24 protein-coding genes are annotated in these 26,295 nt (G+C 59.4%); 11 read left to right on the forward strand and 13 right to left on the reverse strand.

The window, feature by feature from the left end:
- Window positions 1-128: 128 nt before the first annotated feature.
- Window positions 129-764, forward strand: coding sequence for a cysteine hydrolase (locus O3A94_11765; GenBank protein MDA1356928.1), 636 nt, complete (start codon window positions 129-131; stop codon window positions 762-764).
- A gap of 60 nt (window positions 765-824) precedes the next feature.
- Here the strand turns inward: O3A94_11765 and O3A94_11770 are convergent, their stop codons facing one another.
- Both O3A94_11770 and O3A94_11775 read right to left on the reverse strand, forming a co-directional pair.
- Window positions 825-1,520, reverse strand: a complete 696-nt coding sequence (locus tag O3A94_11770) for a DUF2848 domain-containing protein (GenBank protein MDA1356929.1) — start codon at window positions 1,518-1,520, stop codon at window positions 825-827.
- Between the two features lie 39 nt (window positions 1,521-1,559).
- Window positions 1,560-2,489 (reverse strand): pseudouridine-5'-phosphate glycosidase, encoded by a 930-nt coding sequence (locus tag O3A94_11775; protein MDA1356930.1) that lies wholly within the window; start codon window positions 2,487-2,489, stop codon window positions 1,560-1,562.
- Between the two features lie 279 nt (window positions 2,490-2,768).
- Between O3A94_11775 and O3A94_11780 the strand changes: the two genes are divergently transcribed.
- Complete coding sequence (locus O3A94_11780) at window positions 2,769-3,437, forward strand: response regulator transcription factor (protein ID MDA1356931.1); 669 nt, start codon at window positions 2,769-2,771, stop codon at window positions 3,435-3,437.
- Between the two features lie 171 nt (window positions 3,438-3,608).
- On the forward strand, window positions 3,609-3,737 hold the full coding sequence (locus O3A94_11785; GenBank protein MDA1356932.1) for a hypothetical protein: 129 nt from the start codon (window positions 3,609-3,611) through the stop codon (window positions 3,735-3,737).
- A gap of 28 nt (window positions 3,738-3,765) precedes the next feature.
- Here O3A94_11785 and O3A94_11790 read toward each other — a convergent pair whose 3' ends face one another.
- The 6 genes from O3A94_11790 to O3A94_11815 form a co-directional block, all read right to left on the reverse strand.
- Window positions 3,766-4,521 (reverse strand): 3-oxoacyl-ACP reductase FabG, encoded by a 756-nt coding sequence (locus O3A94_11790; protein MDA1356933.1) that lies wholly within the window; start codon window positions 4,519-4,521, stop codon window positions 3,766-3,768.
- Window positions 4,522-4,538: 17 nt separating this feature from the next.
- Complete coding sequence (locus O3A94_11795; protein MDA1356934.1) at window positions 4,539-5,576, reverse strand: ABC transporter ATP-binding protein; 1,038 nt, start codon at window positions 5,574-5,576, stop codon at window positions 4,539-4,541.
- A gap of 3 nt (window positions 5,577-5,579) precedes the next feature.
- Window positions 5,580-6,566 carry an ABC transporter ATP-binding protein gene (locus tag O3A94_11800; protein MDA1356935.1) on the reverse strand — a complete coding sequence of 329 codons (987 nt, stop codon included), beginning with the start codon at window positions 6,564-6,566 and terminating at the stop codon, window positions 5,580-5,582.
- A 2-nt stretch (window positions 6,567-6,568) separates the two neighbouring features.
- Window positions 6,569-7,582 carry an ABC transporter permease gene (locus O3A94_11805; GenBank protein MDA1356936.1) on the reverse strand — a complete coding sequence of 338 codons (1,014 nt, stop codon included), beginning with the start codon at window positions 7,580-7,582 and terminating at the stop codon, window positions 6,569-6,571.
- A gap of 1 nt (window position 7,583) precedes the next feature.
- Window positions 7,584-8,588 carry an ABC transporter permease gene (locus O3A94_11810; GenBank protein ID MDA1356937.1) on the reverse strand — a complete coding sequence of 335 codons (1,005 nt, stop codon included), beginning with the start codon at window positions 8,586-8,588 and terminating at the stop codon, window positions 7,584-7,586.
- 61 nt (window positions 8,589-8,649) lie between these two features.
- Window positions 8,650-10,317, reverse strand: coding sequence for an ABC transporter substrate-binding protein (locus O3A94_11815; GenBank protein MDA1356938.1), 1,668 nt, complete (start codon window positions 10,315-10,317; stop codon window positions 8,650-8,652).
- Between the two features lie 240 nt (window positions 10,318-10,557).
- Here O3A94_11815 and O3A94_11820 point away from each other — a divergent pair, with 240 nt between their 5' ends.
- The 5 genes from O3A94_11820 to O3A94_11840 all read left to right on the forward strand — a co-directional run bounded on the left by O3A94_11820 (window position 10,558) and on the right by O3A94_11840 (window position 17,716).
- Window positions 10,558-11,718, forward strand: a complete 1,161-nt coding sequence (locus O3A94_11820; GenBank protein MDA1356939.1) for an NnrS family protein — start codon at window positions 10,558-10,560, stop codon at window positions 11,716-11,718.
- Between the two features lie 67 nt (window positions 11,719-11,785).
- Window positions 11,786-11,992 (forward strand): hypothetical protein, encoded by a 207-nt coding sequence (locus O3A94_11825; GenBank protein MDA1356940.1) that lies wholly within the window; start codon window positions 11,786-11,788, stop codon window positions 11,990-11,992.
- Window positions 11,989-13,395, forward strand: a complete 1,407-nt coding sequence (locus O3A94_11830; protein MDA1356941.1) for an amidase — start codon at window positions 11,989-11,991, stop codon at window positions 13,393-13,395. Before O3A94_11825 ends, O3A94_11830 begins: the two co-directional genes overlap by 4 nt.
- Window positions 13,396-13,413: 18 nt before the next feature.
- Window positions 13,414-16,890 carry a pyruvate carboxylase gene (locus O3A94_11835; protein ID MDA1356942.1) on the forward strand — a complete coding sequence of 1,159 codons (3,477 nt, stop codon included), beginning with the start codon at window positions 13,414-13,416 and terminating at the stop codon, window positions 16,888-16,890.
- Between the two features lie 13 nt (window positions 16,891-16,903).
- On the forward strand, window positions 16,904-17,716 hold the full coding sequence (locus O3A94_11840) for an enoyl-CoA hydratase (protein ID MDA1356943.1): 813 nt from the start codon (window positions 16,904-16,906) through the stop codon (window positions 17,714-17,716).
- Window positions 17,717-17,840: 124 nt separating this feature from the next.
- Here the strand turns inward: O3A94_11840 and O3A94_11845 are convergent, their stop codons facing one another.
- Window positions 17,841-18,209 (reverse strand): STAS/SEC14 domain-containing protein, encoded by a 369-nt coding sequence (locus O3A94_11845; GenBank protein ID MDA1356944.1) that lies wholly within the window; start codon window positions 18,207-18,209, stop codon window positions 17,841-17,843.
- A 469-nt stretch (window positions 18,210-18,678) separates the two neighbouring features.
- Between O3A94_11845 and O3A94_11850 the strand changes: the two genes are divergently transcribed.
- The gene (locus O3A94_11850) at window positions 18,679-19,638 is read left to right on the forward strand and encodes an N-acyl homoserine lactonase family protein (protein ID MDA1356945.1); all 960 of its coding nucleotides are present in this window, start codon (window positions 18,679-18,681) and stop codon (window positions 19,636-19,638) included.
- On the forward strand, window positions 19,628-21,184 hold the full coding sequence (locus O3A94_11855) for an NAD(P)/FAD-dependent oxidoreductase (GenBank protein ID MDA1356946.1): 1,557 nt from the start codon (window positions 19,628-19,630) through the stop codon (window positions 21,182-21,184). Before O3A94_11850 ends, O3A94_11855 begins: the two co-directional genes overlap by 11 nt.
- A gap of 309 nt (window positions 21,185-21,493) precedes the next feature.
- On the opposite strand, the gene O3A94_11860 is transcribed toward O3A94_11855, so the two are convergent.
- The 3 genes from O3A94_11860 to O3A94_11870 form a co-directional block, all read right to left on the reverse strand.
- Window positions 21,494-21,856 (reverse strand): cation:proton antiporter, encoded by a 363-nt coding sequence (locus tag O3A94_11860; protein MDA1356947.1) that lies wholly within the window; start codon window positions 21,854-21,856, stop codon window positions 21,494-21,496.
- Between the two features lie 192 nt (window positions 21,857-22,048).
- Window positions 22,049-22,585 (reverse strand): VOC family protein, encoded by a 537-nt coding sequence (locus O3A94_11865; GenBank protein ID MDA1356948.1) that lies wholly within the window; start codon window positions 22,583-22,585, stop codon window positions 22,049-22,051.
- 14 nt (window positions 22,586-22,599) lie between these two features.
- On the reverse strand, window positions 22,600-24,930 hold the full coding sequence (locus O3A94_11870; protein ID MDA1356949.1) for a xanthine dehydrogenase family protein molybdopterin-binding subunit: 2,331 nt from the start codon (window positions 24,928-24,930) through the stop codon (window positions 22,600-22,602).
- Window positions 24,931-25,108: 178 nt separating this feature from the next.
- On the opposite strand from O3A94_11870, the gene O3A94_11875 reads away from it, so the two are divergent.
- A complete protein-coding gene (locus O3A94_11875) occupies window positions 25,109-25,573 on the forward strand; it encodes a nuclear transport factor 2 family protein (protein MDA1356950.1) in 465 nt (154 codons plus the stop codon).
- Window positions 25,574-25,659: 86 nt separating this feature from the next.
- On the opposite strand, the gene O3A94_11880 is transcribed toward O3A94_11875, so the two are convergent.
- On the reverse strand, window positions 25,660-26,295 hold a 636-nt coding region (locus O3A94_11880; protein ID MDA1356951.1), incomplete at its 5' end, for a branched-chain amino acid ABC transporter permease.

Below are 26,295 nucleotides of genomic sequence, written 5' to 3' on the forward strand. Positions count from 1 at the left end.
CGCTCGAACATCGGTTGGCCGATGACCTCCTGCCCCTATTCAAAGCACGCTTCTTAAGTCGCGGTATCTACGACACACTTTCACAGGCTAGAATTGCCAGGTCTTCAATCAGGCTACAGGAGCACCCGATGACCGAATATGCAGTCGACCCGGCGCGAATGGCGCTCATCAATGTGGATATGCAGGTTGCATTTATCGAAGGCACGCCGCTCTCGGCCCCCGATGGCCTCGCCCTGTTGCCGGTCGTGAATCGTTTGGCAGAAGCCTGCCGCCAGGCCGGCATCATGGTCATCCATACCCGCCACGTGACCAGGCCAGATGGCAGCAATCTCGGAACCATGGGTGAGCTGGTCGATGCGGTGCGCGAGGGCTATATTATGAATGGCTCCGAGACTGCTAAGCTGCATCCCGGGCTCGAGGTCAGGGCCGGCGACATCGTTCTCGAAAAACCGCGTTACGGCGCCTTCAGCGGCACCGACCTCGACAATGTGCTGCGCGCCAACGGCGTCGACACCATCATCGTCAGCGGCATTTGCACAAATATCTGCTGCGAGACGACGACGCGCGAAGCCGGCATGCGCGACTATCACGTCTTCTTCATGGAGGACGGTACGGAGACGTTCCCAGCCGGCGGCCTGACCGTGGAAGAAATCAAGCGCGCCGTGCACACCACCCTCGGGCTCGCCTTCGCCAATGTCGTCCCTGTTGACGACATGATTTCCCGTATCGAACGCGCCAGCGGTAAGGCGGTGGCAGCCGAATAGGACAAATTCCGAGCGGGTAGAATCACCTGTGACGACGCATTTGCTTGAATTAAAAGTGCTTCAGCCGGCGATTGGCAACTCGATAATATCGTAGCCGCCCCAAATACGGCGGTCCAGAACCGGATCAACGAGTTCGAACTCAAATCTCTCGGCTGGCGCGACGCCGCCGATTGCTGGCAGGGTGCCGCCGAACATGACGGTGCCCGGGGGTAGCGCCTGGCCGTCGGTATAGCGCCCGATAAGGTCGTCCGGCGCGCGCATCGCAGCGACGCTGCCTTCCTGATAGAGCCGCCGTGCGCCTTGCGATATCGCCCAAGACCGTACCACCAGCTCGTCCCAATGGCCGGCGACTTCGGCATAGGGCCACACGCGGCTCGAAATCGGCTTGTCGCACATTTGTTTGGAAACCGTGATCCCGTACGTTTCCACCTCTCGGTCGGTGTGATCAGAGCCAACGCCGATGTAAAGGCCAGTCGCGTTTTGCAGGAGCACGAACTCGACCTCGCCGCTCGATTGTCCGCCGCTGGTTTCAATGGCATCGGCCAAGGTCAGGCGCGCGGCGGCGACGCGGTAAAATAGGGGCGTCGCGGCCGGGCGGGTGACGCCAAGTTTTTCCAATTCCTGAATATGCTCTTCCATTTTCGCCGTATCGCGTCCAGTCCAACCGGCGATGACCGCCTGTTCGACCGAGATCCTGAGTGGCTGACTTGTGCTGCGGCTTTTTAGGGTGAGCGGTAGAATTGTTTGCGGCGCCATCTTAAAGTCCTTTCGGTACGGTAATTTATTCCCGGTAAGTTATTTTGCGGAAAAACGCGACAGCGCCACCGCAATCTGCCCTGCCACGGCCGCGTTTGCCGTGGCCAGCGCCTGGTTTGCCGCCAGCGTGCGGCTGGCGCTCAACGCGCCGATATGTTGCAGCAGATAGGGCGTAATTGCCTTTCCGCTCACCTGATCGGCCGCCGCCGCCGCTTCAGCGTGCGCCGTCCAGGCGTCAAGCTCCGGCCACGGAATGGCGAACTCCTCGGCGATCGGGTTGGCGATCACGATGCTGCTGTCGAGGCCCAACTCACGATGACCGTGCAACAGCCGCGCCGCTTCCTCCGGCCCATCAACGCGCTGTTCCAAGGCTATGCCGCAATCGCGCGCATAGAAAGCGGGGAATTGATTTGTTCCGTAGCCGATCACCGGAACGCCATGACTTTCAAGTACCTCCAGAGTTTTCGGCAAATCGAGAATAGATTTGGCGCCGCTGCATATAACGCCGATTCCATGGCTGCCAAGCGCCGCTAAATCCTGCGAAACATCGAATGTCTCGGGCGCGCCGCGGTGAACGCCACCGATGCCGCCTGTGGCAAACAGCTTAATTCCAACTGCGGCGGCGCAGTGCAGCGTGGCGGAGACAGTTGTGCCGCCGCATTCCGGCGCCCCCCCGTGGCGCTTGATCGCGCTGGAAAGGTCGCGCAAACTCACTTTGAGAGCGTTTTTGGAACGGGCGAATATCTCCAGCAATGAGGCGCCGCAACCAATATGAATTTTGCCGCGATATATGCCAATTGTTGCGGGCACTGCGCCTTGCGCGGTGACGGCGGCCTCCATCGCATGTGCCGTTTCTAGATTCTGCGGCCACGGAAGACCGTGCGAAATGAGCGAGGTTTCCAGCGCCACGACCGCCCGCCCTTCGTCCAACGCCGCGCGGACGGGAGGGGAACATTCATAATATTTCATATGGCTATTGTATTTTTTGATATTGATGGTGTTTACAAGGTTGGTTATGATAATGTACTAACTGGATAAGCATTCCATTTGATCTAATTTGCTTGGTCTAAATTTATTGTTTAGTGATTATTAACTTAAACGGATAATACTTTAGGTTAATCGACCATCTTGACTGCGGACGAGCCTACCGCGCCGTCCCGAAGAATTCAGTTCTTTATCGGAACGGACCAAATTGATTGTCGCAGACGTAAAAGCGCCGCTTTGGTTTGATAACGAATCGAGAAGCATATGAAGTACCTAGTTGCCGATGATCATGCGGTTTTTCGCGTTGGTCTCCTCCATTTATTGCAGAGACTAGATCCCGAAGCGAACGTCTTGGAAGCAAGCGACTACGGCGAGGCGCTCGACATCACCGCGCGTGAAGAGAGTCTGGATTTGATCCTGGTTGATTTGCTGATGCCCGGTTCGGACGGCTTCAGCGGCATTTCCAGCTTACGTGATCAGGCCCGCGCGGTACCGATCATCGTCGTTTCGGCGCGGGAAAATTCGGCCGATGTTCAGGCCGCCCTCGACAATGGCGCGATGGGATATTTGCCGAAATCTTCCTCTTCGGAAGTCATGCTGAACGCCATCCGGTTGGTTCTGGCGGGCGGTATGTATTTGCCGCCGGCGCTGCTGGGACATCGCCATGGAGATCAACCCGCCGATCGCCTGGAAGCCAGTTTCGGCCTACCGCGCCTGTCGGAACAAGTCGCGCGCAGTCTGACGCGGCGCCAGCGCGACGTCATGCGGCTCCTGGCGTTGGGGCGCTCCAACAAAGCCATCGCACAGGAACTTGATCTGGCGGAAGGCACCGTAAAAGTGCATGTGTCCGCCATATTCAAGGCGCTGAATGTCACAAACCGCACCGAAGCGGTGATCATTGCAGGGAAGTTCGAGGCCGAAGAGAACAGTTAACTCCGCCAATCAGCGCCAACCGGCTTGAAGATTGGCGCCATTCAGCGCAAATTTACATGATCATTCACTATAGGGACGGTGCCGATGTCGATCGTGCGGCATTTAATGTGGAACGTTTTCAGACGCGCTGCGGCAAACCCAAGGGTGCAGCAGAAGGCGGTTAAGACTGCTGTGACCGTCGATAAGGCCCTGACCGAAACCGCTGACAAAATTGTCGGGTTCGCAGTCGAGAAAGACCCTGTGCGCGAAGCCGGGCGGATGTTTGGCAAGTTGATGTCCGGCGGCAACGACAAGGATTAGGCGTGCGCTGCTCGCCATTCAATCGACTTTAAAGAAATATATCTCCGCCATTCGGGCTCAAACATTGGCCGACATAATGGTCCGCGTCGCTTGATGCGAGGAAGACAAAAGTTGGCGCGATCTCCTGGACCACGCCGAAGCGGCCACGCGGAATGGACTGGCGTATCGCTTCAATAAGGCTTGGATCCATGCCATCGAGGATCGGCGTCGTCGTTGCGCCGGGCGCCACGCAATTCACATTCACCCCGCGGCTGCCAATTTCCAGAGACAAAGAGCGCGTAAAGGAAACGATCGCGGCCTTGCTAGCGGTGTAGTGGGCAAGGCCCGGCGCGCCCTTATAGGCCAGTTGCGAGGCGGTGTTGATAATCTTGCCGTGGCCCTGGGCATACATCAGCGGTAGCACTTTGTGGGTGGCGAGAAAGACGCTGCGCAAATTGACCGCGATCATTTCGTCCCACATCTCGACGGTCATATCTTCCACCATCGCGGTGCGCCCGATGCCGGCATTGTTTACCAAAATATCGATATGGCCGAACGCTTCCATGAACTGGTCGACCATCGCCGCGTTCTCGTCCGCCTTCGACACGTCGGCGCGGATGGCGATCGCTCGGCGGCCGCGTTTCTCAACCTCTGCCACCACAGCGCGGGCGTTCTCGGCCTGCGAATCATCGGGATAGTTGACCGCCACGTCGGCGCCTTCGTCGGCGAAAGAGCACGCCACTTCTTTTCCGATGCCGCTGCTGGCGCCGGTGATCAAAGCGGTTTTGTCTTGCAGTTTGCCCATGGTGATCTTCCCAATGTTTACTGTTGGCCGGAACTCAAAAGTTTTTCGGCTTCCGCTTGGAAGCGCTCGTAATAGTCTAGGGTCGCTTTTTCATCGTCGATCACGTCGCGATGTTTGAAACAATGTACCAGATGGCCGCCACCGATGTCGTCCGCATCGGGCATGCGCTCTGAGCAATGCGCTTCCACGAACGGGCAGCGACTGGCGAGATAACAGCCATTCGGCAGATCGATGGGGCTCGGAATTTCGCCTTGCAGGCTGACCTCCGAATGGCGCTCTAAACGTGGGTTCGGCAATAAAACCGAGGACAGCAGCCCGATGCTATAGGGGTGGCGTGGCCGGCTGAAAATATCCTGCGAAGAGCCCTGCTCGACGATCATGCCGAGATACATTACCGCGACGCGGTGGCTCAAATAGCGCACCGTGCTGAGATCGTGCGATATGAACAGATAGGCTGTGTTCAATTCCTTTTGCAGCGCGATCAACAGATCGATGACTTCTGAGCGTGCGGTCGGGTCGAGCGCCGATGTTGGCTCATCCAGAACGATGAGTTCGGGGTCTGTGATGATGGCTCGCGCGATGCCGACGCGCTGCTGTTGGCCAGCGCTTAATTCCGCCGGATATTGATAGAGCGCCTCTTCTTCAAGGCCGACACGCCGCGCCATTTCGCGCACCTGTTTGTCGCGGTCCTCGCGCGCGCTGCCGAGCGAACGCAGCGGCTCGCCGATGGTCACGCCAATGCGAATTCTAGGGTCAAGGGATTCCGCCGGTTCCTGAAAAACCAATTGGATTTTGCCTCTAAGGTGGCGGCTTCGCACGTTGTTGCGCTTGTCGATGCGATTGCCCTGAAAATTGATTTCGCCGCCAGTCGGATCGATCAACCCGAGAATGCTCCGCCCAACCGTGGTCTTGCCCGAGCCAGATTCTCCGACCAGCGCGAGCGTTTCGCCGCGCGAGACGGTGAAGCTAACATTGTTGACTGCCTGAACCACAGACCGCGAACCGGCGATCGGAAAATGCTTCACCAGATTTTGCACTGAAAGAACAACAGACATGGGCTAGCGCTCCACCGGGTGATGGCAGCGCACGCTATGCCCCGGCCCCATGACGCGCATTTTTGGATGCTCTTTAAGGCAGGTGTCGCTGGCGCGCACGCAGCGCCCAGCGAACAGACAGCCGCGTCCCGCCTCGGCGCCCGCTACCAATTCCGCCGGTTTTGACCACATGCCGCGCAATTTCGGATTGTGCGAAAAAGCCGATAGCAGCATCACACTGTAAGGGTGCTGAGGATTGTCAAAAAAGCTGGCTGTATCGGCGATCTCGACGATCTCTCCGGAGTAAATGATGGCGACCTGGTGGCAATAATGCGCCGTGATGCCGATGTCGCGCGTGATGAACAGCAACGAGGCGCTATGTTGCTGCACCAAATCCTGTAACAGCTCCAACACCTGGGTTTGCACCGTAACGTCGAGGCCACTGGTGGCGTCGTCGGATATGATGAAGCGCGGCGAGCAAATCAAGGCGATCGCCATGACCACGCGCTGCGCCATACCACCGCTCAATTCGTGCGGATACGCCTTGAAGCGCCGCTTTGGGTCGGGAATTTGCACCGCGTCGAGCATCGCCATCGCCATGGCGTCGGCCTCCTTGCGCGGCAGTGACAGGTGATAGCGCGCCACGTTGGCGATTTGCTTGCCGACCGTCACCAGCGGGTTGAGCTCGGTGCGTGGATTGGGAATGACCATGGCGATGTCGTTGCCGCGGATAGCGCGCAATTCCGCTTCGTTGAGGGTGCTCAAATCGCGCCCGTCAAATTCGATGCGCCCTTTATCGACCCGGCCAGGGCGTGAAATCAGCTGCATGATCGAGCGTGCCAACGTCGTCTTGCCGGAGCCCGATTCGCCAACCAGGCCGATGTTTTCACCTTCAAGTACCTTGAGGTCGATTCCCCGGAGCGCGCGCACCGGCGCGGTTTCATAAACTGGGTAGGAGACATGCAAATCCTCAATATTGAGGATCGTGGCGGGTTCGGGGGTAGTCGCCATGCTTAACCCCTAACCCTGGGGTCGATGGCAAAATAAATCAGATCGACGATCAGATATATGATCAGCGACAGCACGGCAGCGAAAAACACGAAGCCGAGGACCGGGTTGATATCGGCGTTTAGCACGCCCTGCACGGCATATTGGCCGGCGCCGCCCCAGCTAAAGACAATCTCCACCAGCACCGCACCACCGATCAAAAAGCCATACAACACGCTGACGATGGTGACCACCGAGGGCAGCGAGTTGCGCAGTGCATGGCGAACGATGACCGATTTCGGCAGGCCGCACATTTCCTCATAGCGGCTGTAATCGGATTCGAGCATGCGGTCCATCGTCGATTGGGTCATTTTGAGAATGGGTCCGCCACTGATCAAGCCGAGCGTGATGACCGGTAATATGAGATGGCCGACAGCCGAGACGAATGCCGACCAATTGCCGTCCAACAAGCTGTCAATCAGCAGCGCACCGGTGACGGTGGGCGGTGCGAGGATGAAAAAATCAAGTCGGCCGAGAGGCGCCGGCACCCAACCGAGGATCGTGTAGAACAGAAATATCAAGACGAGGGCAAGCCAAAAATCGGGCAGAGCGCCGGCGAGAAGGCCGTAATAATCAGAGAATTTCGCCACGATGCCGCGCTTTAAATAAGCCGCGCCAACACCGAGCGGCACACCGATCAAAAGGCCAAGCAATAGACCCAGAGTGATCAATTCAAGTGTCGCCGGCATACGCTGGAAAAGATCCTCGGTGACCGGCCGCGTGGTTTGCCACGATTTGCCGAGATCACCGTGCAGCGCCAGATTCTTGATATAGATGAAAAATTGTTCGGGTAGGCTGCGGTCGAAGCCCATTTCGGTGCGCAGTTCCGCGAGCGTGGATTCTGTTGCGAGCGGCCCCAGCATCATCACCGCCGGGTCGCCCGGAATGAGCTTCACCAGAAAGAAGCTGACCAGCGTAATACCGAACAGCTGCGGCACAATGAACAGCATACGCTTGCCGATATATCTCAGTACCCGCATGTCAGGCTTCCTTGACGCGGCGCTCGCGCATGCTACCGGTCATGGCGCGGCGCCGCGCTGGATCGGCCAAGACCTCGACGCTGGCGCCCACCAGGGCAAATCCAAATACGGTGACGGCCAGGGCAATACCCGGGAAAACCGACGGCCACCATTGGCCGGTGATAATATTTTGGAAGCCCGAGGCAATCATGCTGCCCCATTCAGGCGTCGGCGCAACAACGCCAGCGCCGACGAAGCTGAGGCCCGCCGTTAGCAGCACCGACCAGCCGATATTCACCGAAAGCTGTGCCAACACCGGCGCCATCGAATTCGGTATGATATGGCGCAGAATAATGTACCTGTCTGGCGTGCCGGCAACGTAAGACGCCTCAACGAAGCGCATGCGTCGGATCGACATGACCTGGCTGCGCATCAGGCGGAGATAAATCGGAATGTTCAAAAAGGCGATTGCGGCGATGATGCTTTGCAGGCTCTGCCCAAATATCGCCACCAAGGCGATAGCGAAAACAAATACCGGAAAGGCCTGCAGCACATCGGCGGAGCGCATGACGAAACCGGAAAAGAAACTCGGCGCGCCGCCAACTTCTTGGTAATAGCCAACCGCAGCACCGATCAGCGAGCCAACGATTGCGGAGATCGCCGTTCCGGCGATGGCAATGGTGAGGTCGATACGCGGGGCATAGAGGATGCGGGTGAAGATATCCATGCCGGTTGCGTCGGTGCCGAGAAGATGGCGCCAGCTCGGCGCTTGCAGAAAATCATCCGGATTCGCCGTTTCCGGCGGATAGGGCGCGATCAGCGGCGCGAATATCGCCATCAGGATGACTGTCGCAACAATGCCATATCCAACGGCAAACAGCGGCCGTGCCCTGAGCACATCGAGCAGGTAGCGCAGGCGGCTCAAATAGATATCGACGCGCCGCTCGTCCGCGTGCAGACCCGGCCCAGCCATCATGTCATGCTTGGGTGTGCGCCCGTCCGCGCCGTCGCCTTGTGAGTTCGTCATGTTTTACATGCGCCAGGATGCCGGGCCGCAGGTGCGGCCCGGCACGTCTTCAGCGGCTGACTTAGCTCGCCCTGTAGAAGTCCTGGAAGCGCATATTGTTCGACGTGTAATAGGTCCACCCCATCAGATCGGCTGAACGCGCCATGGTGTAGTTCGGGAACACACCAAATACCCAAGGCGCCTCTCTCATGACGTGCTTCTGCACCTCATCCATCATCTCCAAACGGGCCGCCTGATCAGCGGTTTTTGCCGCCGCGTCGATCAACTCGTCAACCCGTGCATTCTCATAATTGCTGTAGTTGATGAAGGATTTGGAGTGGAAGTAGAGATTCATCGAATACCCAGGGTCCGGGCACCACGGCGAATCCACATAGAAGATCATCGGTTGCTTGCGCTCAGTGACGTTGTTGTAGAACGTCGCCGCCGGGACCTTCTTGAGCTCGAGATTGACGCCGATCTCTTTGAGCGCACTCTGATAGAGAATGGCCGTCGGCTCCTGCACCGGATCGCCGGCATTGTAGGCGAGGGATGTGGTGAAGCCATCGCCCAGACCGGCACCCTTGAGCAGTTCACGCGCTTGCTCGAGGTCGTGTTTGCCATATTCCCAATAGTCGGCGTTATAACCAGGGTAGATGTCCGGCATGCAGGCAGTGAGCGGACTGGCAAGACCCTGAAATACGGCCTTGATGACCTGCTCTTGCGGGAAGGCGAAATTCATCGCCCGCCGTACATCGATGCTGTCGAACGGCTCGATCTTGGCGTTGAGCTCGATCCAGATCATGAACGTCGCCGGAATCGTCTCGACCGCCACGTTCGGTGCGTTTCTGAGCTGGAGGATTTCTAGCGGCTGGAGATATTGGGCGATATCGACGGCGCCGCCCTGCAGCAGTTGCACGCGGTTGGCCGAGGTCGGCACTTCCTTGAAGATGACGTTCTCCATCTTCGGCTTGCCGCCCCAATAATCGGCCCGGCCTTTGTAGACTGCCTGTTGGCCGCGCACCAGCGAGGCCAGTTCATAGGGGCCATGGCCCGCCGAATTATTCTCCAGGAAGCTCCTGCTCCAGGGGTCGTCGTCGGTGGCGACTTCCTTGAGCTTCTTGGAATCATAGATCGGGTTGTAGAGGTTGGGCTGAAGCTTCAGCAGCAATGGATTGGGATGGTCGAGCTTAAAGGTGACCGTGTGGCTGCCTTCGGCGGTAATCTGTTCCGGCCGTGTGAGGCTGATGGTGTTGGCCAAAAATCCGCCGATCGCGCCGAGCCCCAATTTGCGATGCCAGGTCCAGACCACATCCTCGGCAGTCAACTCGTTGCCCCAATTGCTCTTCACGCCCTTGCGCAAATGAAAGCGCGCCCATGTGCCGTCGGGGGCGATTTCCCAGCTTTCGGCCAATTTGCCGACCATGTTCACGCCGCCCGGCTTGTCGGGATAATCGGTGATGTCCTCGCGCGACGCGGTGGAGATCCCGGCATCCGGCTTCTTTTCGAATTCAACCAGGGAATCATAGAGACACGCGACGGCTTCGAAAGTGCCGAGACTGACGTCAAATTCAGAATCGAGGCTTTGCGGTGTTGCCGGCGCGGCAACTACCATGGTGTTGGCCCGGTCCTGCGCTTGCGCTTGGCCGAGGCTGAGCGCACCCGGTGCCAGCGCGGCGCCGGCGACGGCGGCGCTGCCTTTGAGAATAGAACGGCGGCTAACTTTAAATGTGCGGCTATCATCCTGTGGCATGAAAATCTCCCTATTTCTTCCGTGGACTTTTGCTACCCCGTGGCGAGTTGGGATAGAGTGCATGTTCAATGCCTGAAATATATATCAATCGCCTGGGATAGCCATCTCTGGATTTAGCTTTTTTGTGTATTTTGCAAAAAAAAGTGTACGCGATTTTTGGGCGCCGTTGAGCCGCAAAAAATTTACACATAAGGAACATACGAAATAAGCGTTTCCACGCCTGGCGGCAGCCGCCCGCCAATTCTTGGCTTCGGCTTTCGGCCGTTCTTTTTCCTGGCCGGCGTGCATGGCGTGGTGGCGCTGTTGCTGTGGCTCGCCATCCAGGCCGACAGTTTAAGCGCGCCCGGCCATTGGCCGGGTGTGACCTGGCATGGCCATGAGATGCTGTTCGGCTATGCGCCGGCGGTATTGGCCGGATTCTTGCTGACTGCAGTGCCCAACTGGATCGGCGTGCCGCCGCTGCACCGCGGCGCCTTGGCGGCGCTGGTGGTGCTGTGGCTCGCCGGGCGGGCGGCCGTCGCGCTCGCCGGATATCTACCGATGCTTGCCGTCGCCGCGATCGACGCCGCGTTTCTCCCCGCTGTGATGGCGACCTTGCTGCCACCGCTGATTGCGCGCAAACAGTGGCGCAATGTGATTTTCATGATTCCGCTGACGGCGCTTACATTGACCAATCTGGCGCTGCATTTCAGTGTCGCCGGTGAACTCGATGTCCTGCCGCGCGATGCCTTCATCGTCGCCACCGGCTTGTTTGCGCTGTTCATCACCGTGATGGGCGGGCGCATCATTCCTTCCTTCACCGCCAATACTTTGCGCGCACGCGGCGAAGAACCTGGCCTGCGCAATATCGCGCCGCTCAATGTCGTCTCCATCGCCGCCGTGGCCGTAATGATCGTCGTCGATGCCGTAGCGCCGCTTTCCGTGGCCGGCGGCGCGATCAGCCTTTTCGCGGCGCTTGCTGTCTTCGCCCGTCTCTCCGGCTGGCAAAGTTGGCGCACGCGTGGTGAGCCGCTGTTGTGGATCTTGCATCTCGGTTATCTGGCACTTGCCGCCGGACTGGCTCTCAAGGGCGTCGCCGCCTTGACCGAGGCTGTGCCGCTCGATGTCGGCCTGCATATGCTGACAGTCGGCGCCATCGGGATGCTGACCTACGGCGTCATGACGCGGGTCGTCCTCGGCCATACCGGCCGCACGCTGAAACTGCGGCCAAGCATCGTCACCGCTTACTATCTCCTGCTCGCCGCTCTCATCCTGCGGCTGATCGCGCCGTTCCTGCCCGAACGCCTTTACAATGGCGATTTGCACCTGTCGGGCGGGCTGTGGTCTGCGGCGTTTATCCTGTTCCTGGTCGTCTATGCCCCGATGCTGTGGCGCGCCCGGCCGGACGGAAAAAGCGGCTGAGACAGGCGGCGGACGTTGGGCTAAAGTGCCTGTCGAGAATCAGCCCGCGAATAGATGAGAGATCAGCATGAGAAGCCCGATTACGCCAAAAACCCTCCAATCCGTCGCTGCCGAGCTTGCCGGACAACCGATCAGCGCAGAAAAAGCCGCGGCCCACGCCGAGATGTTCGAAAGCATCATGAAGTCGATCGAGAGCTTGCGCGACCTGCCGATCAAGAATGTTGAGCCGGCCGTGGTCTTTCGCCCGGTCGAGCGTGGGGGCGTTTCCAGATGAGCGATATCACCGAACTTTCGATTGCCGACCTGTCCCTGGGTTTCCGCGATAAGTCATTCTCTCCAGTTGATGCCGCTCAGGCCTATTTCACCCGCATCGCCAAACATAACGACAAGGTCAACGCCTTCGTGACCCTGCGTGAAGAAGATGCGATGGCCGAAGCCAAACAGGCCGAGACGGAAATTGCCGCCGGCAAGTGGCGCGGCCCGATGCATGGCATACCAATCGGCCATAAAGATCTCTACCAAACCGCCGGTGTCCGCTCGACCGCGGGCTCGCGCGTGCTGGAAAATGATGTGCCAGACACCGATGCCACCGCAGTTACGCGGCTCAAGCAAGCTGGCGCGGTAATGCTCGGCAAGCTCAACACCCATGAGTTCGCCTACGGCCCGACCAATGATTCTTCCATGTTCGGCCCGTGCCGCAATCCGTGGGACAATGCGCGCTTCAGTGGCGGTTCAAGCGGTGGCTCTGGCGCGGCAGTGGCGCTACGCCTTTGTGCTGGGGCGACCGGCTCCGACACCGGCGGCTCGATCCGCATGCCGTCGGCATGCTGTGGCATCACCGGCCTGAAACCGACCTATGGCCGCGCCAGCCGCGCCGGCATTTACCCACTGTGCTGGACCATGGATCATCCGGGGCCGATGACGCGTTCGGCCGAGGATGCGGCGCTGATGTTTCAGCCCATGCCGGGGCCGGATGGGCAGGACGCCGCGGTTGCAGACCGCGCCGTGCCCGATTATGCCGCCGCACTTACGGGCGATATCAAAGGCCTCAAGATCGGCGTGCCGAATCATTATTTCTTCGACCGCGCCATCCCCGAAATCGCCGCAGCGGCGATGGATGCGATTGCCGTGCTCGAAGGTCTCGGCGCGGAAGTGCGCGAGGTCGATATTGCGCATATCGATTATGCTGCGGCTGCGGCGCTGGTGCTTTATCTCTCTGAGGGCACGGCCTATCACGACGATCATATCGCCACCATTGGCGAACTCTATACCGATCAAGTCAGGCTCTTTCTTGAAATCGGCAATTACGTTCTCGCCAAAGATTATCTCCACGCCCAGCGCTACCGCACCTTGCTCGGCCACGCTATGGCCGATGTGCTGGCGGAGGTCGATGTGCTGTGTACGCCGACGCTGCCGATCACCGCGCAGCCGCTCGGCCAGGAAGCCATCGACATTCGCGGTGAGACGGATTCGGTGTTCGGCGCCATCCTGCGCAATACCGAGCCGTTCGACCTGACCGGCCTACCGGCGCTTGTCGTGCCGTGCGGCAACGCCTCGGACGGCATGCCGATGAGCCTGCAAATCGCCGGGCGTCCATTTGACGAATCCGGCGTGCTCAAGGTCGGCCACGCATTTCAGCAGGCGAGCGATTGGCACCTCCGCCGGCCGCCGGACTAAGAAAAGGAAAGACGCGCTATGTCCGCTCGTCCGCAGCGAAAAATTACCAAGATTCTCGTCGCCAACCGCAGTGAAATCGCCATCCGGGTCATGCGCGCGGCGACCGAACTGGGCATCCGCACCGTCGCCATCTATTCGCAGGAGGACCGCTTCGCCCTGCATCGTTTCAAGGCGGATGAAAGCTATTTGGTCGGTGCGGGCAAGGGGCCGGTCGAAGCTTATTTAAGCATCGAGGATGTGCTGCGCATCGCCTGTGACGCTAAAGTTGATGCCATCCATCCGGGCTATGGTCTGCTATCAGAAAACCCGGATTTCGCCGACGCCTGCGCGGCGGCAAATATTCTCTTCATCGGGCCGACGCCGGATGCCATGCGTTTGCTCGGCAACAAGGTCTCGGCGCGGGCCCTCGCTGAGCGTGCCGGCGCGCCGGTCATGCCGGCGACCGGGCCGCTGCCGCACGATCTCGCCGGCGCCCAGGCGTTGGCGGCTGAGGTCGGTTATCCCCTCATGTTGAAGGCCAGTTGGGGCGGCGGCGGGCGCGGTATGCGAGTGATCGAGGACGAAGCCGCGCTGGCCGAGGGGCTCGACGCAGCGCGGCGCGAAGCCGCTGCGGCGTTTGGCAATGATGAGGTCTATCTCGAAAAACTGGTGCGCCGCGCGCGCCATGTCGAGGTGCAGATTTTCGGTGATAGCCACGGCAATATCGTGCATTTGCATGAGCGTGATTGCACCATGCAGCGGCGCAACCAAAAGGTGGTTGAGCGCGCACCGGCACCCTATCTCGATGCTGAGCAGCGCGCCGGTCTGCACAGCGCTGCCGTGCGTATTGGCCATGCGGCGGAGTACAGCAATGCCGGCACCGTCGAATTCCTCATGGATGTCGACACCGGCGCGTTTTATTTCATCGAGGTCAATCCGCGTATTCAGGTCGAGCACACGGTCACCGAAGTGGTAACCGGAATCGATCTGGTGAAGGCCCAGATCCGCATCACCCAGGGCGCGAAAATCGGCACGCCCGAAAGCGGCATGCCCGTGCAGGAAGAAATCCGCGTAAACGGCAATGCCATCCAATGCCGGGTGACGACGGAAGATCCGGAGAATAATTTCATTCCGGATTACGGTCGCCTGACCGCCTATCGCGGCGCCACCGGCTTCGGTATCCGGCTCGACGGCGGCACCGCCTATTCGGGCGCAGTGATCACCCCGTTTTACGATTCTCTGTTGGAGAAAGTAACCGCTTGGGCGCCGACTCCCGACGAAGCGATTGCGCGCATGGACCGGGCGCTGCGGGAGTTCCGCATCCGCGGCGTGCGCACCAATTTGATGTTTCTCGAAACCCTCCTCAGCCATCCCAAATTCCGCGGTGGCGATTACACCACCCGCTTTATTGACGAGACGCCGGAGCTATTCCATTTTGCCAAGCGGCGCGACCGTGCGACGCGGCTGTTACGCTTCATCGGCGAAGTGATCGTGAATGGCAATCCAGAGGTCGCGGGCCGCCCTGTCGGCCCGCAGGCCAGGCTGCCGGTTAAGCCCGCTGGTCCAGGTGCCGGTGGCGGTGAGATACAGCCCGGATCACGCCAGCGCTTGGCCGAACTGGGGCCCGCCGGTTTTGCCACTTGGATGCGTGCTCAGGATCAAGTTTTGATCACCGACACCAGCCTCCGCGATGCCCATCAATCGCTCTTGGCAACTCGTATGCGGAGCTATGATCTGCTGGCGGCGGCACCGGCTTATGCCCGCCTTCTTCCTGATCTGTTGTCGGTCGAATGCTGGGGCGGCGCCACCTTCGACGTGGCGATGCGCTTCCTCAAGGAAGACCCGTGGCAGCGCCTGAGTGCGTTCCGCGAGGCGATGCCCAATCTCCTTCTGCAAATGCTGCTGAGGTCTTCCAACGGCGTCGGCTACACCAACTATCCCGATAATGTTGTGCGCTATTTTGTGCAGCAGGCGGCCGAAGGCGGGATCGATCTGTTCCGGGTTTTCGATTCCCTAAATTGGGTGGAAAACATGCGCGTCGCCATGGATGCGGTGATTGAATCCGGAAAACTATGCGAAGCGGCAATTTGTTACACCGGCGACATTTCTGACCCGGCCCGCTCTAAATACGATCTCGCCTATTATCTCAGCATGGCACGCGAGCTTGAAGCGGCGGGCGCGCACATCATCGCGGTCAAGGATATGGCCGGCCTGTGCAAACCGGCAGCGGCGACCATCCTGATCAAGGCACTCAAACAAGAGACCGACCTGCCGATTCATTTTCATACGCATGACACCAGCGGCATCGCCGCCGCCAGCGTAATCGCCGCGGTCGAAGCCGGCGTTGACGCGGTGGATTTGGCGATGGACGCGCTCTCCGGCTTGACCTCGCAACCGAGCTTCGGCTCGGTCAATTCGGCGCTGGAGCACACGCCGCGCGCCACTGGCCTCGATCAAGGCGCGGTGCGTGAGTTATCGCATTATTGGGAGCAGGTGCGGCGCGGCTATTACGCCTTCGAAAGCGATATTCGCGCCGGCACTTCAGACGTTTACATCCACGCCATGCCGGGCGGGCAGTACACCAATCTCCGGGAGCAGGCGCGTGGGCTCGGCGTTGCCGATGAACGCTGGCCGGAAGTAGCGGCGGCCTATGCCGAGGTCAATGAGATGTTCGGCGATATCGTCAAAGTGACGCCGAGTTCCAAGGTCGTGGGCGATATGGCGCTCTTTATGGTGACCAGCGGCCTGACGCCCAAAGACGTGCAAAATCCGGAGCGTGATATCGCCTTTCCGGAATCGGTGGTGTCGTTTTTCGCCGGCGAATTGGGCCAACCTTACGGTGGCTTCCCGGAGGCATTGCAGAAGAAGGTGCTGAAAGGCCGCGCGCCGTTGACGGTGCGTCCCGGCTCTGTGTTGGCCGATGCGGACCTGTCGGCGCTCCGTGCAGAGGCGGAGCATAAGGTCGGCCGGCATATCCGCGATACCGAATTCGCCTCTTACCTGATGTATCCCACGGTATTTGCCGACTATGCCGCGCACCGCCGGCGCTTTGGCGATCTCAGCGTGCTGCCGACCCAAACTTTCTTCTACGGCATGACGCCGGGCGATGAAGTCACGCTCGATATTGGGCGCGGCCGGCAGTTTATCATCCGCTTTCTGGCTCTTGCGGAGGCCGACGACAAAGGCCGACGCACGGTATTTTTCGAACTCAACGGTCAGCCGCGTACGGTTCAAGTGGAAGATCTAAGCGCCGGCGCAACCCATGAAGCGCTGCCCAAAGCGGAAGAGGGCAATACGGCGCATGTCGCGGCGCCGATGCCGGGCATGGTGGTCAAGGTGTTCCATAGCGCGGGCGAGAAGGTGGCGAAGGGCGACGTGCTGTTTGCCATCGAGGCGATGAAGATGGAGACCGCGGTGCACGCCGAGCGCGCCGGCATCGTGCAGCGTATAGTCACGCAAGCCGGGGTGACGGTCGAGGCCAAAGACCTGATGATGGAATTGGCCGACGAATCTTAACGGGAGCGGAATCATGGCGACGCAAAAAGCGGATCTAACTGAGGCGGCGGAAGCGGTTCTCCTGCGCAGGGACCAGGGCGGCATCACCACGCTGACCTTGAACCGGCCAAAATCCGGCAACAGCCTGTCACATGAATTGGTGCACGCGTTGCAGGCGGCATGGGACGAAATCGATGGCGACGCGAGCGTGCGCGTCGTTGTCCTGGCCGCCTCGGGCCGTTTGTTTTGCACTGGCCACGACCTCAATGAATCGATCGACGCCATGGCAGACCCGCCGGTAAAGCTGGCGGGCAACCGCGCCTGCTCGCGCATGATGCAAAGCATGCTCAAGCTTTCCAAACCGATCATCGCCAAGGTGCACGGCGTGGCGACGGCGGCGGGATGTCAGCTCATGGCGACCTGCGATCTTGCTGTTGCTTCAACCGAAGCGCGTTTCGCCACACCGGGCGTAAACATCGGCCTCTGGTGTCTGTCGCCGCAAGTGGCATTGAGCCGCACCATCGCGCCCAAGCACGCCATGCAGATGCTGCTGACCGGCAAGCTGCACGACGCCGAAACCGCGCTCCGCTTTGGCCTTATCAACGAGGCAGTGGCGCCCGATCAGTTGGACGCGCGGGTCGATGAATTGGCGGCAGAAATCGCCAGCAAATCACCGCATTCCCTCGCCATGGGCAAGCGCTCCTTCTACCGCCAGCTCACCATGCCGCTCGACGAAGCCTATGAGTATGTCGACGAAGTTATCGTCCGCGCCATTCAATCGGAAGACGCGAAAGAGGGAATTTCCGCCTTCCTAGAAAAGCGCAAACCGGAATGGACGGGCCGCTAGGGCTGTTCAGTAATCTCTGTGAGCGCCCGCTGCCGCTTTATACATTTAGCCTATAAAACCGCGATGCCAAGCTGGAGCATGCTCAGCACATGGTTCAGCTGAAATTTCCACGTCCGCCGGTCTCTCAGCTTGCGGCGAGCCACGCCTCCGCGTCTTCAGCCTCTTGGAGTGTAAAACTCTTGATCTCAACGCCGGGGAACAGTGCGCCCTCGATCTCGGCAGCGGTTCGGAGCCAGCTTGCATCGCTGAGGACTGCGCAACGATCAAATTTACCGAGCAGTCCGAATAGCTTCGGAAGGCGCGAGAACTCGACGCCGATGGCCCCGAGGGTCGGTATGGAAAGCTCGGTGATCGTGTAGAGCATCCGCCCGTTGGTTATGTCCTCGGACTTCGCGGTCAAATCGTCGAGAGCAACGCGCATCGTCTCTGAGTCCAACGTTCCGCTGAGCTCGATATCGATGCGGTTCGGCGTCGGTTTGGTAACTGTCAGCATCGGAAACTCCCACAATCGGTGTTTCGAAACGCCGCTCCCCAACTAACCGTGGAGATCGGCTGGCCGCCTGGCGGCACGACTGCTTTGTTGAGCTATGCAGACGTTTGCTACGCGACACCAGCTTAATGTGGCCAACCTCCTTGCGGCAATCAAGGGCTGAAATCACTATTGGCCCCAGGCGGAAGAGCGCGACACTTTCGGTGTCAGTTGAAAAGTATCGATCTATTGGTGGAAATTTTTCGAGCGGCTGGCCGCCCGCTTTCTCCATTTATTTCAGATCGGATAGGCGCTCCGCCGTGACCCCCATGGAAAGCCCCTCTATGTCCTCCCAATTTCTATAGTTACGTTTGATTGCCACGGAGATTTTGTTGCTCATAGCAATGGTCCTAAATGTGCAAATGTGACCCAGATCAATGTAGGGCTCGGCTCCAGCCTTTAGTGTCTTGAGCAATAGTCGGCCGGCGGGAGTTTGCATGATGCGCTCCTGCCTCATGCCAAAGCCGTGCATTTTGGGAGGCCTTTCTCGATGCCACCAATAACTTCCGAGAAGCCCATTGCAGCCGTTCATGTAATTTCTACCGGTTCAGCCGAACAGCATAAGGAGCACCGCTACGGCAGCAAGCTTCCACGAATATGGTGGGCATTGGCGTCACGGAGCTGGGTAGAAGTTCCGATCAATGTTTACGTGATTGAGCATCGCGATGGCCTCGTGTTGTTCGATGCCGGTCTAGATCCAGCGATAGCGTCGGATCCAAACTATGTGACTCAGGCGATCGGCCGATTTTTCCTGCGCAAGGTCTTTCGCATTCACATCGGGCCGGATGACGCGCTAAGCAAAAAGCTTGAAGGACTGGGGCACGCCCCCGCCGACGTCCGCAGGGTCGTCGTCTCCCACCTACACTTCGATCATATTGGCTGTATCAAGGAGGTCTCCCAGGCCGAATTGCTCGTAAGTCGTGAAGAGTGGAAACGGTTATCCAGGCCGCATCCCGAACGGGATTGGATATTGCGCGAGCACGTCGAATTGCCGGGCGCCAACTGGCAGCCGATAGACTTTGTCCCGACCGAGGATGCGTTGATTGCACCCTTCGGAGCTTGTTACGACGTGATGGGGGATGGCTCGATGGTGTTGCTGCCTACCCCCGGCCACACACCGGGGTCCCTATCCATGCTGGTGCGATCGGATGGGTTTCCGCCGCTGCTGCTTGTGGGAGACCTCACCTATGAAGTCGATTTGTTGATGAGAGACCAGGTCCCCGGGGTCGGCGACAAAACTCAGCTGCGGTCGTCCTTCGCCAAAGTTCGTGCCCTAAAAAAGCAATTGCCAGACCTTGTCATCTTGGCAAGCCACGACCCCGCGGCTGAGGGAGCGTTGAGATCAGCATCAAGCTTAATGCAAATCGAGGGAGCTGAAGGTCATGCACATTGATTACGACGTAATCGTGATCGGATCGGGTTTGGGCGGATTGACCGCTGGAGCCCTGTTCGCGAGGGCCGGTCACCGGGTATTGATCCTGGAGCGCAACGCGGAATTCGGCGGGGCGGCGACAACCTATCAGCATGGGTCGTTGACCATTGAAGCCTCGCTGCATGAAACGACCGACCCGCATAATCCGCGCGATTGGAAGTCACGCGCCTTTCGAGCGCTCGGCATCCTCGATGATCTCGAGTTCGTACCCGTTGGTGATTTCTACCAGGTCCGTGGCCGTCTCTTCGACCCGCCGTTCTCTCTGCCGCACGGATTCGATGCGGTAGAGAAGGCGCTGGCCGCACGCTTTCCCAGCCATCGCAAGGCCTTCCGGCGCCTCTTCGAGCGCATGGAAGCGGTCCAGAACGCCACGGCACTGGTGGGCGAGCAGCATGACAGTCTGTGGTGGTTCCTGCATGCGCCCATGCTGCCGTTGAAACTCTGGCCATTATTACGGGGCATGCGGCAGAGCGTGTCCGACGTGTTTACGGAGCTGTTCGGCGACGACGAGTTGCCGAAGATTGCCCTCGCCGCAAATCTGGCGTACCACGCGGACGATCCCGATAAGCTGTGGTGGATCCTGTACGCGGTCCTATGGGGGGAATTCCTTGCCAGTGGCGGGACCTACATCCGGGGCGGCTCGGGAACGCTCAGCCGCCGGCTCGTTGGTGTCGTCGAGGAAGAAGGGGGTGCGGCGCAGTCTGGCCGTACCGTGACCGATATCCTTCTGGACGAAGATGGCCATGCGGTCGGTGTCGCGCATGCGGCATCTGACGGCAGCGATCGCCAAGAGGAACGGGCGCCTGTCCTGTTCGGCAACGCCGCGCCCGCGGTATTGGCGGACGCTCTTCCCCCGGAAGCACGGGAGAGGTTCTCGCGGCAATATGAGGGGCGGAAACAATCGATCTCCCTGTTTACCGTGTCTCTGGGGCTGAACCGGCGCCCCAGCGAGTTGGGGTTCACGCATTACTCCACCATGCTGATTCCCGATTGGCTGGAGTCACTTTCGGATTATTCACGCAGCGCGATATTGCTTGCCGACCCGCCCGCCGAGCGCATGCCGGTCATGAGCGTTGTTGACTACAGCGCTGTCGACAGCGGTCTGAACCCGCAAGGCCCATACCTGGTTTCCGTCGTCGGCGTCGATCGCGTGGCGAACTGGGAGGGGCTCGACGAACAGGCTTACCAGTCCAAACGAGATACTTGGCTTGCCGCGATCATCGCCGAGATCAATCGGACATTCCCCGGATTCGCCGACGCCGTGGTGCAGCGGGAAATGGCGACTGCGCTCACCATGCGGCGCTACCTCAATACGCCCGAAGGTGCTGTTTATGGATTTGCGGCAGAGCCGCCTTCTGGCAGGCGAACAGCGCGCACCGAGAAAGCGGTGGAAACGAACGTTCCCGGGTTGTGGTTGGCATCGGCTTATGGCGGTTTCGGCGGCTTTACCGGCGCAATGATGACGGGTTGGCAGGCGGCGCAGGCGGCATTAAGGGCGAGCCGATAGAACCCTGCTGGTTTTGGTTTGGATCCTGTCTGGGCCTCAGTGAATGCCAGCCTCTGGTAAACCTGTTGAATACTGGCGGAAGGACGGGGATTCGAACGCCGGAGCGACTGTCAGAGAAGCGAGCAACCCTCAATCAGAAGTGATCTGGGAAATGGGGGATAGTATTGTCGGTGCGGTCGGGCATTTCGTTGCACCGATCATGCCGGTAAGCCAGGCCAGCAGCATCTAGCTCAGAATATCGTTGATCACTGTCGCCGAGACGATGGTCTGGCCGATACGGTGATCGAGTAAGTTGAGGTCGTATAGCATTCACACTGTCGCCGGGACTGCGGTTATCGCCAATGCAATGTCGATGAAAAGACATTGCTCGATGCGTAGCGGTGACTCCGGCAGAAAGATCCGTCCCAGCTCCACGCCGAGTGCGCGCGGGAGCACCATGCCGCCGAACGCGACCGCCAGCGACGTTGCTGAGCGCCCGAATACCCTGTGCGGTTGTATCTCCACGCCGACAAACAACATGAGAAAAAACATGCCGAGATCGGTGATGGTATTGAATATCTGGTTGCCGTTGAGACCGGAGAGGGAGGGAAAGGTATCGGGGAATCTGGTACCGACGGCGCTGAGCGAGACGCCGGCGATCAGTTCGCCGATGAGGGAAGATGATGGCGACAGTTGTTCCGCCCCTTCGCCGAAGGCGCGCGTGGCGGCCAGGAGGGTGAGGACGACGTAAAAAGCTCCATCCTAACATTCCGGAGTGCGCCGGCGATCATCGTGGTAGGCGCTGCAATTTTCGAAGCTGTAAGCGCCCTTGCGGAAGGCCGGTGTAAGCGCCGAAGCGCCGCCGGCATCGCGCGGAGCGCGCCGTCAGCTCTGCTCGGGATACCAATATTCCGGTGCCGGGCGCTCAAAATCGGCGGGGCGGTCGATCACTTCGATGGTGGTGCCGCTCGCCTCCAGCGTGTCGTAATAGCAAAAGCGGACGCGCTTCCAACTGCCTTCCATGATCGGCTCGAAGCCGCGCGACCTAAAATTTGCGTGGCATTCGTCCCACGTCATACCGAGATCGCTTAGCAACACGCCGACATGCTGCACGCCTTCTTGGTTGCGCTCCAAATAATCCTTATAGATGCTCGGCCCCTCAAGCGGCTGAATGATTTCCCAATTGAGCGCGCCGGTCCAAGCCAGGGCCAGACGCATACTGAATTTTGCTGGCTTGCCGCGATAGCTGGTGTCGAAGAGGTCCGGCGCGCGGTACTCATTTACCCACCACGGGCCGATGCCGAGTTGATCTGCATAGCGCCGCACCATGGCGTCCAAATCGCGCGTGACGATGCAAATTTGCCGCGTCTCAGGAATGAAATCATTGGCCAGACTAAGTGTCGCGGGATCGGGGCTGGTCATGTCAGGGGCCTCCTTCAACCGGCCTGCACGGCGCGCCAAACGCGCTCCGGCGTGAGCGGCATGTCGATATGCTCGACGCCGCGCACGGCCAGGGCGTCCAACACCGCATTGACCACCGCTGGCACCGACGGAATGCAACCGGCTTCGCCGCAGCCTTTGACGCCGAATACATTTTGGTTGGTGAGCACCTCATTGGTGGCGAGGTAGAACTCCGGCATGTCGTCGGCGCGCGGCATGCAATAATCCATGAACGAACCGCTGATCAATTGGCCGCTCTCGGAATCATAATTGCAGTTTTCGAACACCGCCTGGCCCAATCCCTGAGCGAGGCCGCCATGAATCTGGCCTTCCAGCAACTGCGGATTGACGACGCGGCCGAAATCATTGACCGCGGTGTAGCTATCAAGCGTCAGCGCACCGGTTTCGGGGTCCACTTCTACTTCGCAAATATGACAGCCGTTGGGCAAGGTCGGATCGGAAATCTCCGATTGCGCGCTCTCGTCCAGCCCCGGCGTCATGCCTTCGGGCAAGTTGGTGGCAACGCGGGCCTTCGCGGCAAGCGCCATCACGTCGATTGAGCGGTCGGTCCCGGCGACGGTAAATGCACCGTCGTCGAAGCGGATATCCGCCACCGATGTTTCGAGTAGATGGGCGGCGAGCCGTTTGCCCTTCTCGATGATCTTGTCAGCGCCAAGCTTGACCGCCACACCGACCATATAGGTTGAGCGCGATCCGCCGGTTCCACCGCCTTGCGGCAGACTATCGCTGTCGCCCTCTTCGTAGAAAATCTTGTCGAACGGCACACCGAGGGTCTCGTTGAGGAACTGCGCAAAGATCGTGCTATGGCCCTGGCCGGAGGATTTGGTGCCGGCGGTCAGAGTGACACTGTCGTCGCCATTGAAGCGGATCGATACACTCTCATTCGGATCGCCGACTGTGGATTCGACATAGAGCGCCATGCCGATGCCGCGCAATCTGCCGCGTTCGAGAGCCAGCGCACGGCGCTGATTAAAGCCGAACCAATCGGCAAACTTCATGCAGCTGTCCATGTTCTCTTCGAACTGACCACAATCATATTCGATGCCCATCGGGCTGGTGTAAGGCATCTGCTCTGACGGGATGATGTTGCGGCGGCGAATTTCAATTGCGCCGAGGCCGGTCTCGCGCGCTGCCTTATCAACCAAGCGCTCCACCACATAGACGCTTTCCGGAATGCCGGCGCCGCGGTACGCATCGGTGAATACGGTGTTGGTCAACACGCCGCGCACTTCGGCATGGATCGCCGGCGTGCGGTAGGCATTGGCGAGCATACGGGTGTAGAGAAGGGTCGGGCTGACCGGTCCCAAATTCGATACATAGGCGCCGAGATTGGCTGTGGTGCTGACGCGAATGCCGAGGAAATTGGCTTCTGCGTCGAGCGCCAGTTCGGCATGGGTGACGTGATCGCGCGCCTGAGTGTCGCTGACCATGCCCTCGCCGCGCTCGCTCATCCATCGCACCGGGCGCCCGGTCTTGCGCGCCGCCCAAGCGATCAGCGGTTGCTCGGGGTGGACCATATGTTTCATGCCGAATCCGCCGCCGAGGGCTGGCGAGAGAATGCGCACCGCGTCTTGCTCAACGCTGAGAATATTGGCGACGATGGCACGCGTGTCGAACGGATGCTGGGTATTGGTGTGCAGCGTGTAGCGCCCACTGGCTTGATCGAAAATGCCGAGCGCGCCGCGCGTCTCGATCGGGTTGACGATCACGCGGCTATTCACCAAATCGACCGCGACAACACGCGCTGCATTGTTGAACGCCGCGTCCACGGCGTCGCGGTCGCCATGCTCCCAGACGAAAGACAAATTGCCAGGCGCCTCAGGCCACAGTGTCGGCGCGTCTGGTGCTTCAGCGCGGCCGGTTTCCACCACGCACGGCAGCGCGCGGTATGTCACCGCAATTTGTTCTGCCGCGTCTCGTGCTTGGCTCGACGTCTCGGCAATCACCATCACCACCGCCTCACCGACGTGACGCACGCGCTCCGCAGGCAAAAGGTAATTGGGCGGATAATAGGCACGACTGCCGTCGGGTCGATTTAACGGCACGAAGGCGTCCATGTTGCATGGCACGGTACCGAGCCCGTCGGCTTCGACATCGGCGCCAGTAAAGATCGCCACCACGCCGGGCATCGCCAGAGCTGCGGTGCAATCGATGTTTCCAATTTCCGCATGGGCATGCTCCGAGCGCAAGAAATGTGCGTGCGTCTGGCCGGGCAGGTTGAGGTCATCTTGAAATTTGCCCGCGCCGCGCAGCAAATCATTGTCTTCTTTGCGTTTGACCGATTGTCCGACACCGAATTTTGCCATGTCTTGTTTCTCCCTGTTCCCTGTCACGCCGACCCGTGGCGGTAATAATATGCCAATGCACAAGCCAACGACACGTCGTTGTTTAGTTATTTAGGCCGTGGCGAAGAATCTCTTTGACCGCCCGGATGCGCTGTCACACTCTTTCGCTCCAACATTAACCCACGAGATGAGGATAACCATGGCCGAACCCACATTGGAACAACAAGTCGCACGCTTAACTGCGATCGAGGACATCAAACAGTTGAAGGCGCAGTACTGCGCTTATTGCGATGACGGCTACGACCCAGAGGGTATTGGCGCCCAGTTCGTCGAAGACGGTATCTGGGACGGTGCCGCTTTCGGCCGCCATGTGGGCAGGGCGGCGATAAAGGAGTTTTTCAGCGGTATTTCAGGCGATATCACCTTCGCCGGTCATCTGGTGCTGAACCCGATCATCACTGTGGACGGCGATACCGCCAACGGCAAATGGTGGTTGATCATGCCATGCACCACAAACGAAGATGGCAAGAAGGAAGCGAAATGGTTGGCGGCGGAATATAACGATGACTACGTCAAGCAAGACGGGCGCTGGCTGTTCAAGCATCTCCGTCTAGAAATTAGATTCTTTGCGCCCCATCTCGAGGGCTGGGCGGCGATGACCTAAGAGAGCGCTTGAGCCACCGCACAATATTAGGGGCGCCTCAGGCGCCCCTAATTCGTTGCTCTAAAGATTGGCTGGCGCGCTGCTGATCAGGACTGGCGCTTCATGGCCGCGGAAGCGCTGATATCTGCCTTGAACGGAAAATAGATCTCTTGGTTGCCGGTGATGCCGGTGCGCCGGAAGATAAGGATCAGAAGTAGGATCAGACCAACGCCGACTTCGGCGGAGCTGCTCGGGATGGTGATCCCGGCCACTCCGCTCTCCAGGCGCCGGAGAACGTCGATCACGACGGTGAGCAAGACCACGCCAATCACCGCCCCGGACAGACTTTGCATGCCGCCGACGACGAGCATAGAGAGCGTGATGAAAGTCATGCCGAGATAAAAACTGTCGACCGTCAGCATGCCGAGGAAATGGCCGAACAGGCCACCGGCCATACCGCAGAAGAAAGCGCTCACAACAAAGGCGAGCAACCGTTGCCCAAAGACATTGACGCCGGCCGCCTTGGCAGCGACCTCGTCGTCCCGCGAGGCGCGCAGCGCCAATCCATATTTAGAGCGCGAGTACAAGAATGCCCCGGTGAGTGCGATGACGGCATAGACATATCCGACCCAGGGCGTCGTCGTCGTCGGCAGGCCGATGACGGAGCTGGCGCCGGACGTCCATGTGCTCCAACGGAGATAAGCAGAATAGAGCACCATCATAAAGGCAAAGGTGCCGATCGA

This window comes from Pseudomonadota bacterium, from assembly GCA_027624955.1.
In the GTDB taxonomy this organism is placed as follows: domain Bacteria; phylum Pseudomonadota; class Alphaproteobacteria; order UBA828; family UBA828; genus PTKB01.

Coding starts and splice junctions, on each gene's coding strand:
- O3A94_11765 (MDA1356928.1), top strand. CDS start 129: ATGACCGAATATGCAGTCGACCCGGCGCGAATGGCGCTCATCAATGTG.
- O3A94_11770 (MDA1356929.1), bottom strand. CDS start 1,520: ATGGCGCCGCAAACAATTCTACCGCTCACCCTAAAAAGCCGCAGCACA.
- O3A94_11775 (MDA1356930.1), bottom strand. CDS start 2,489: ATGAAATATTATGAATGTTCCCCTCCCGTCCGCGCGGCGTTGGACGAA.
- O3A94_11780 (MDA1356931.1), top strand. CDS start 2,769: ATGAAGTACCTAGTTGCCGATGATCATGCGGTTTTTCGCGTTGGTCTC.
- O3A94_11790 (MDA1356933.1), bottom strand. CDS start 4,521: ATGGGCAAACTGCAAGACAAAACCGCTTTGATCACCGGCGCCAGCAGC.
- O3A94_11795 (MDA1356934.1), bottom strand. CDS start 5,576: ATGTCTGTTGTTCTTTCAGTGCAAAATCTGGTGAAGCATTTTCCGATC.
- O3A94_11800 (MDA1356935.1), bottom strand. CDS start 6,566: ATGGCGACTACCCCCGAACCCGCCACGATCCTCAATATTGAGGATTTG.
- O3A94_11805 (MDA1356936.1), bottom strand. CDS start 7,582: ATGCGGGTACTGAGATATATCGGCAAGCGTATGCTGTTCATTGTGCCG.
- O3A94_11810 (MDA1356937.1), bottom strand. CDS start 8,588: ATGACGAACTCACAAGGCGACGGCGCGGACGGGCGCACACCCAAGCAT.
- O3A94_11815 (MDA1356938.1), bottom strand. CDS start 10,317: ATGCCACAGGATGATAGCCGCACATTTAAAGTTAGCCGCCGTTCTATT.
- O3A94_11825 (MDA1356940.1), top strand. CDS start 11,786: ATGAGAAGCCCGATTACGCCAAAAACCCTCCAATCCGTCGCTGCCGAG.
- O3A94_11830 (MDA1356941.1), top strand. CDS start 11,989: ATGAGCGATATCACCGAACTTTCGATTGCCGACCTGTCCCTGGGTTTC.
- O3A94_11835 (MDA1356942.1), top strand. CDS start 13,414: ATGTCCGCTCGTCCGCAGCGAAAAATTACCAAGATTCTCGTCGCCAAC.
- O3A94_11840 (MDA1356943.1), top strand. CDS start 16,904: ATGGCGACGCAAAAAGCGGATCTAACTGAGGCGGCGGAAGCGGTTCTC.
- O3A94_11845 (MDA1356944.1), bottom strand. CDS start 18,209: ATGCTGACAGTTACCAAACCGACGCCGAACCGCATCGATATCGAGCTC.
- O3A94_11855 (MDA1356946.1), top strand. CDS start 19,628: ATGCACATTGATTACGACGTAATCGTGATCGGATCGGGTTTGGGCGGA.
- O3A94_11865 (MDA1356948.1), bottom strand. CDS start 22,585: ATGACCAGCCCCGATCCCGCGACACTTAGTCTGGCCAATGATTTCATT.
- O3A94_11870 (MDA1356949.1), bottom strand. CDS start 24,930: ATGGCAAAATTCGGTGTCGGACAATCGGTCAAACGCAAAGAAGACAAT.
- O3A94_11875 (MDA1356950.1), top strand. CDS start 25,109: ATGGCCGAACCCACATTGGAACAACAAGTCGCACGCTTAACTGCGATC.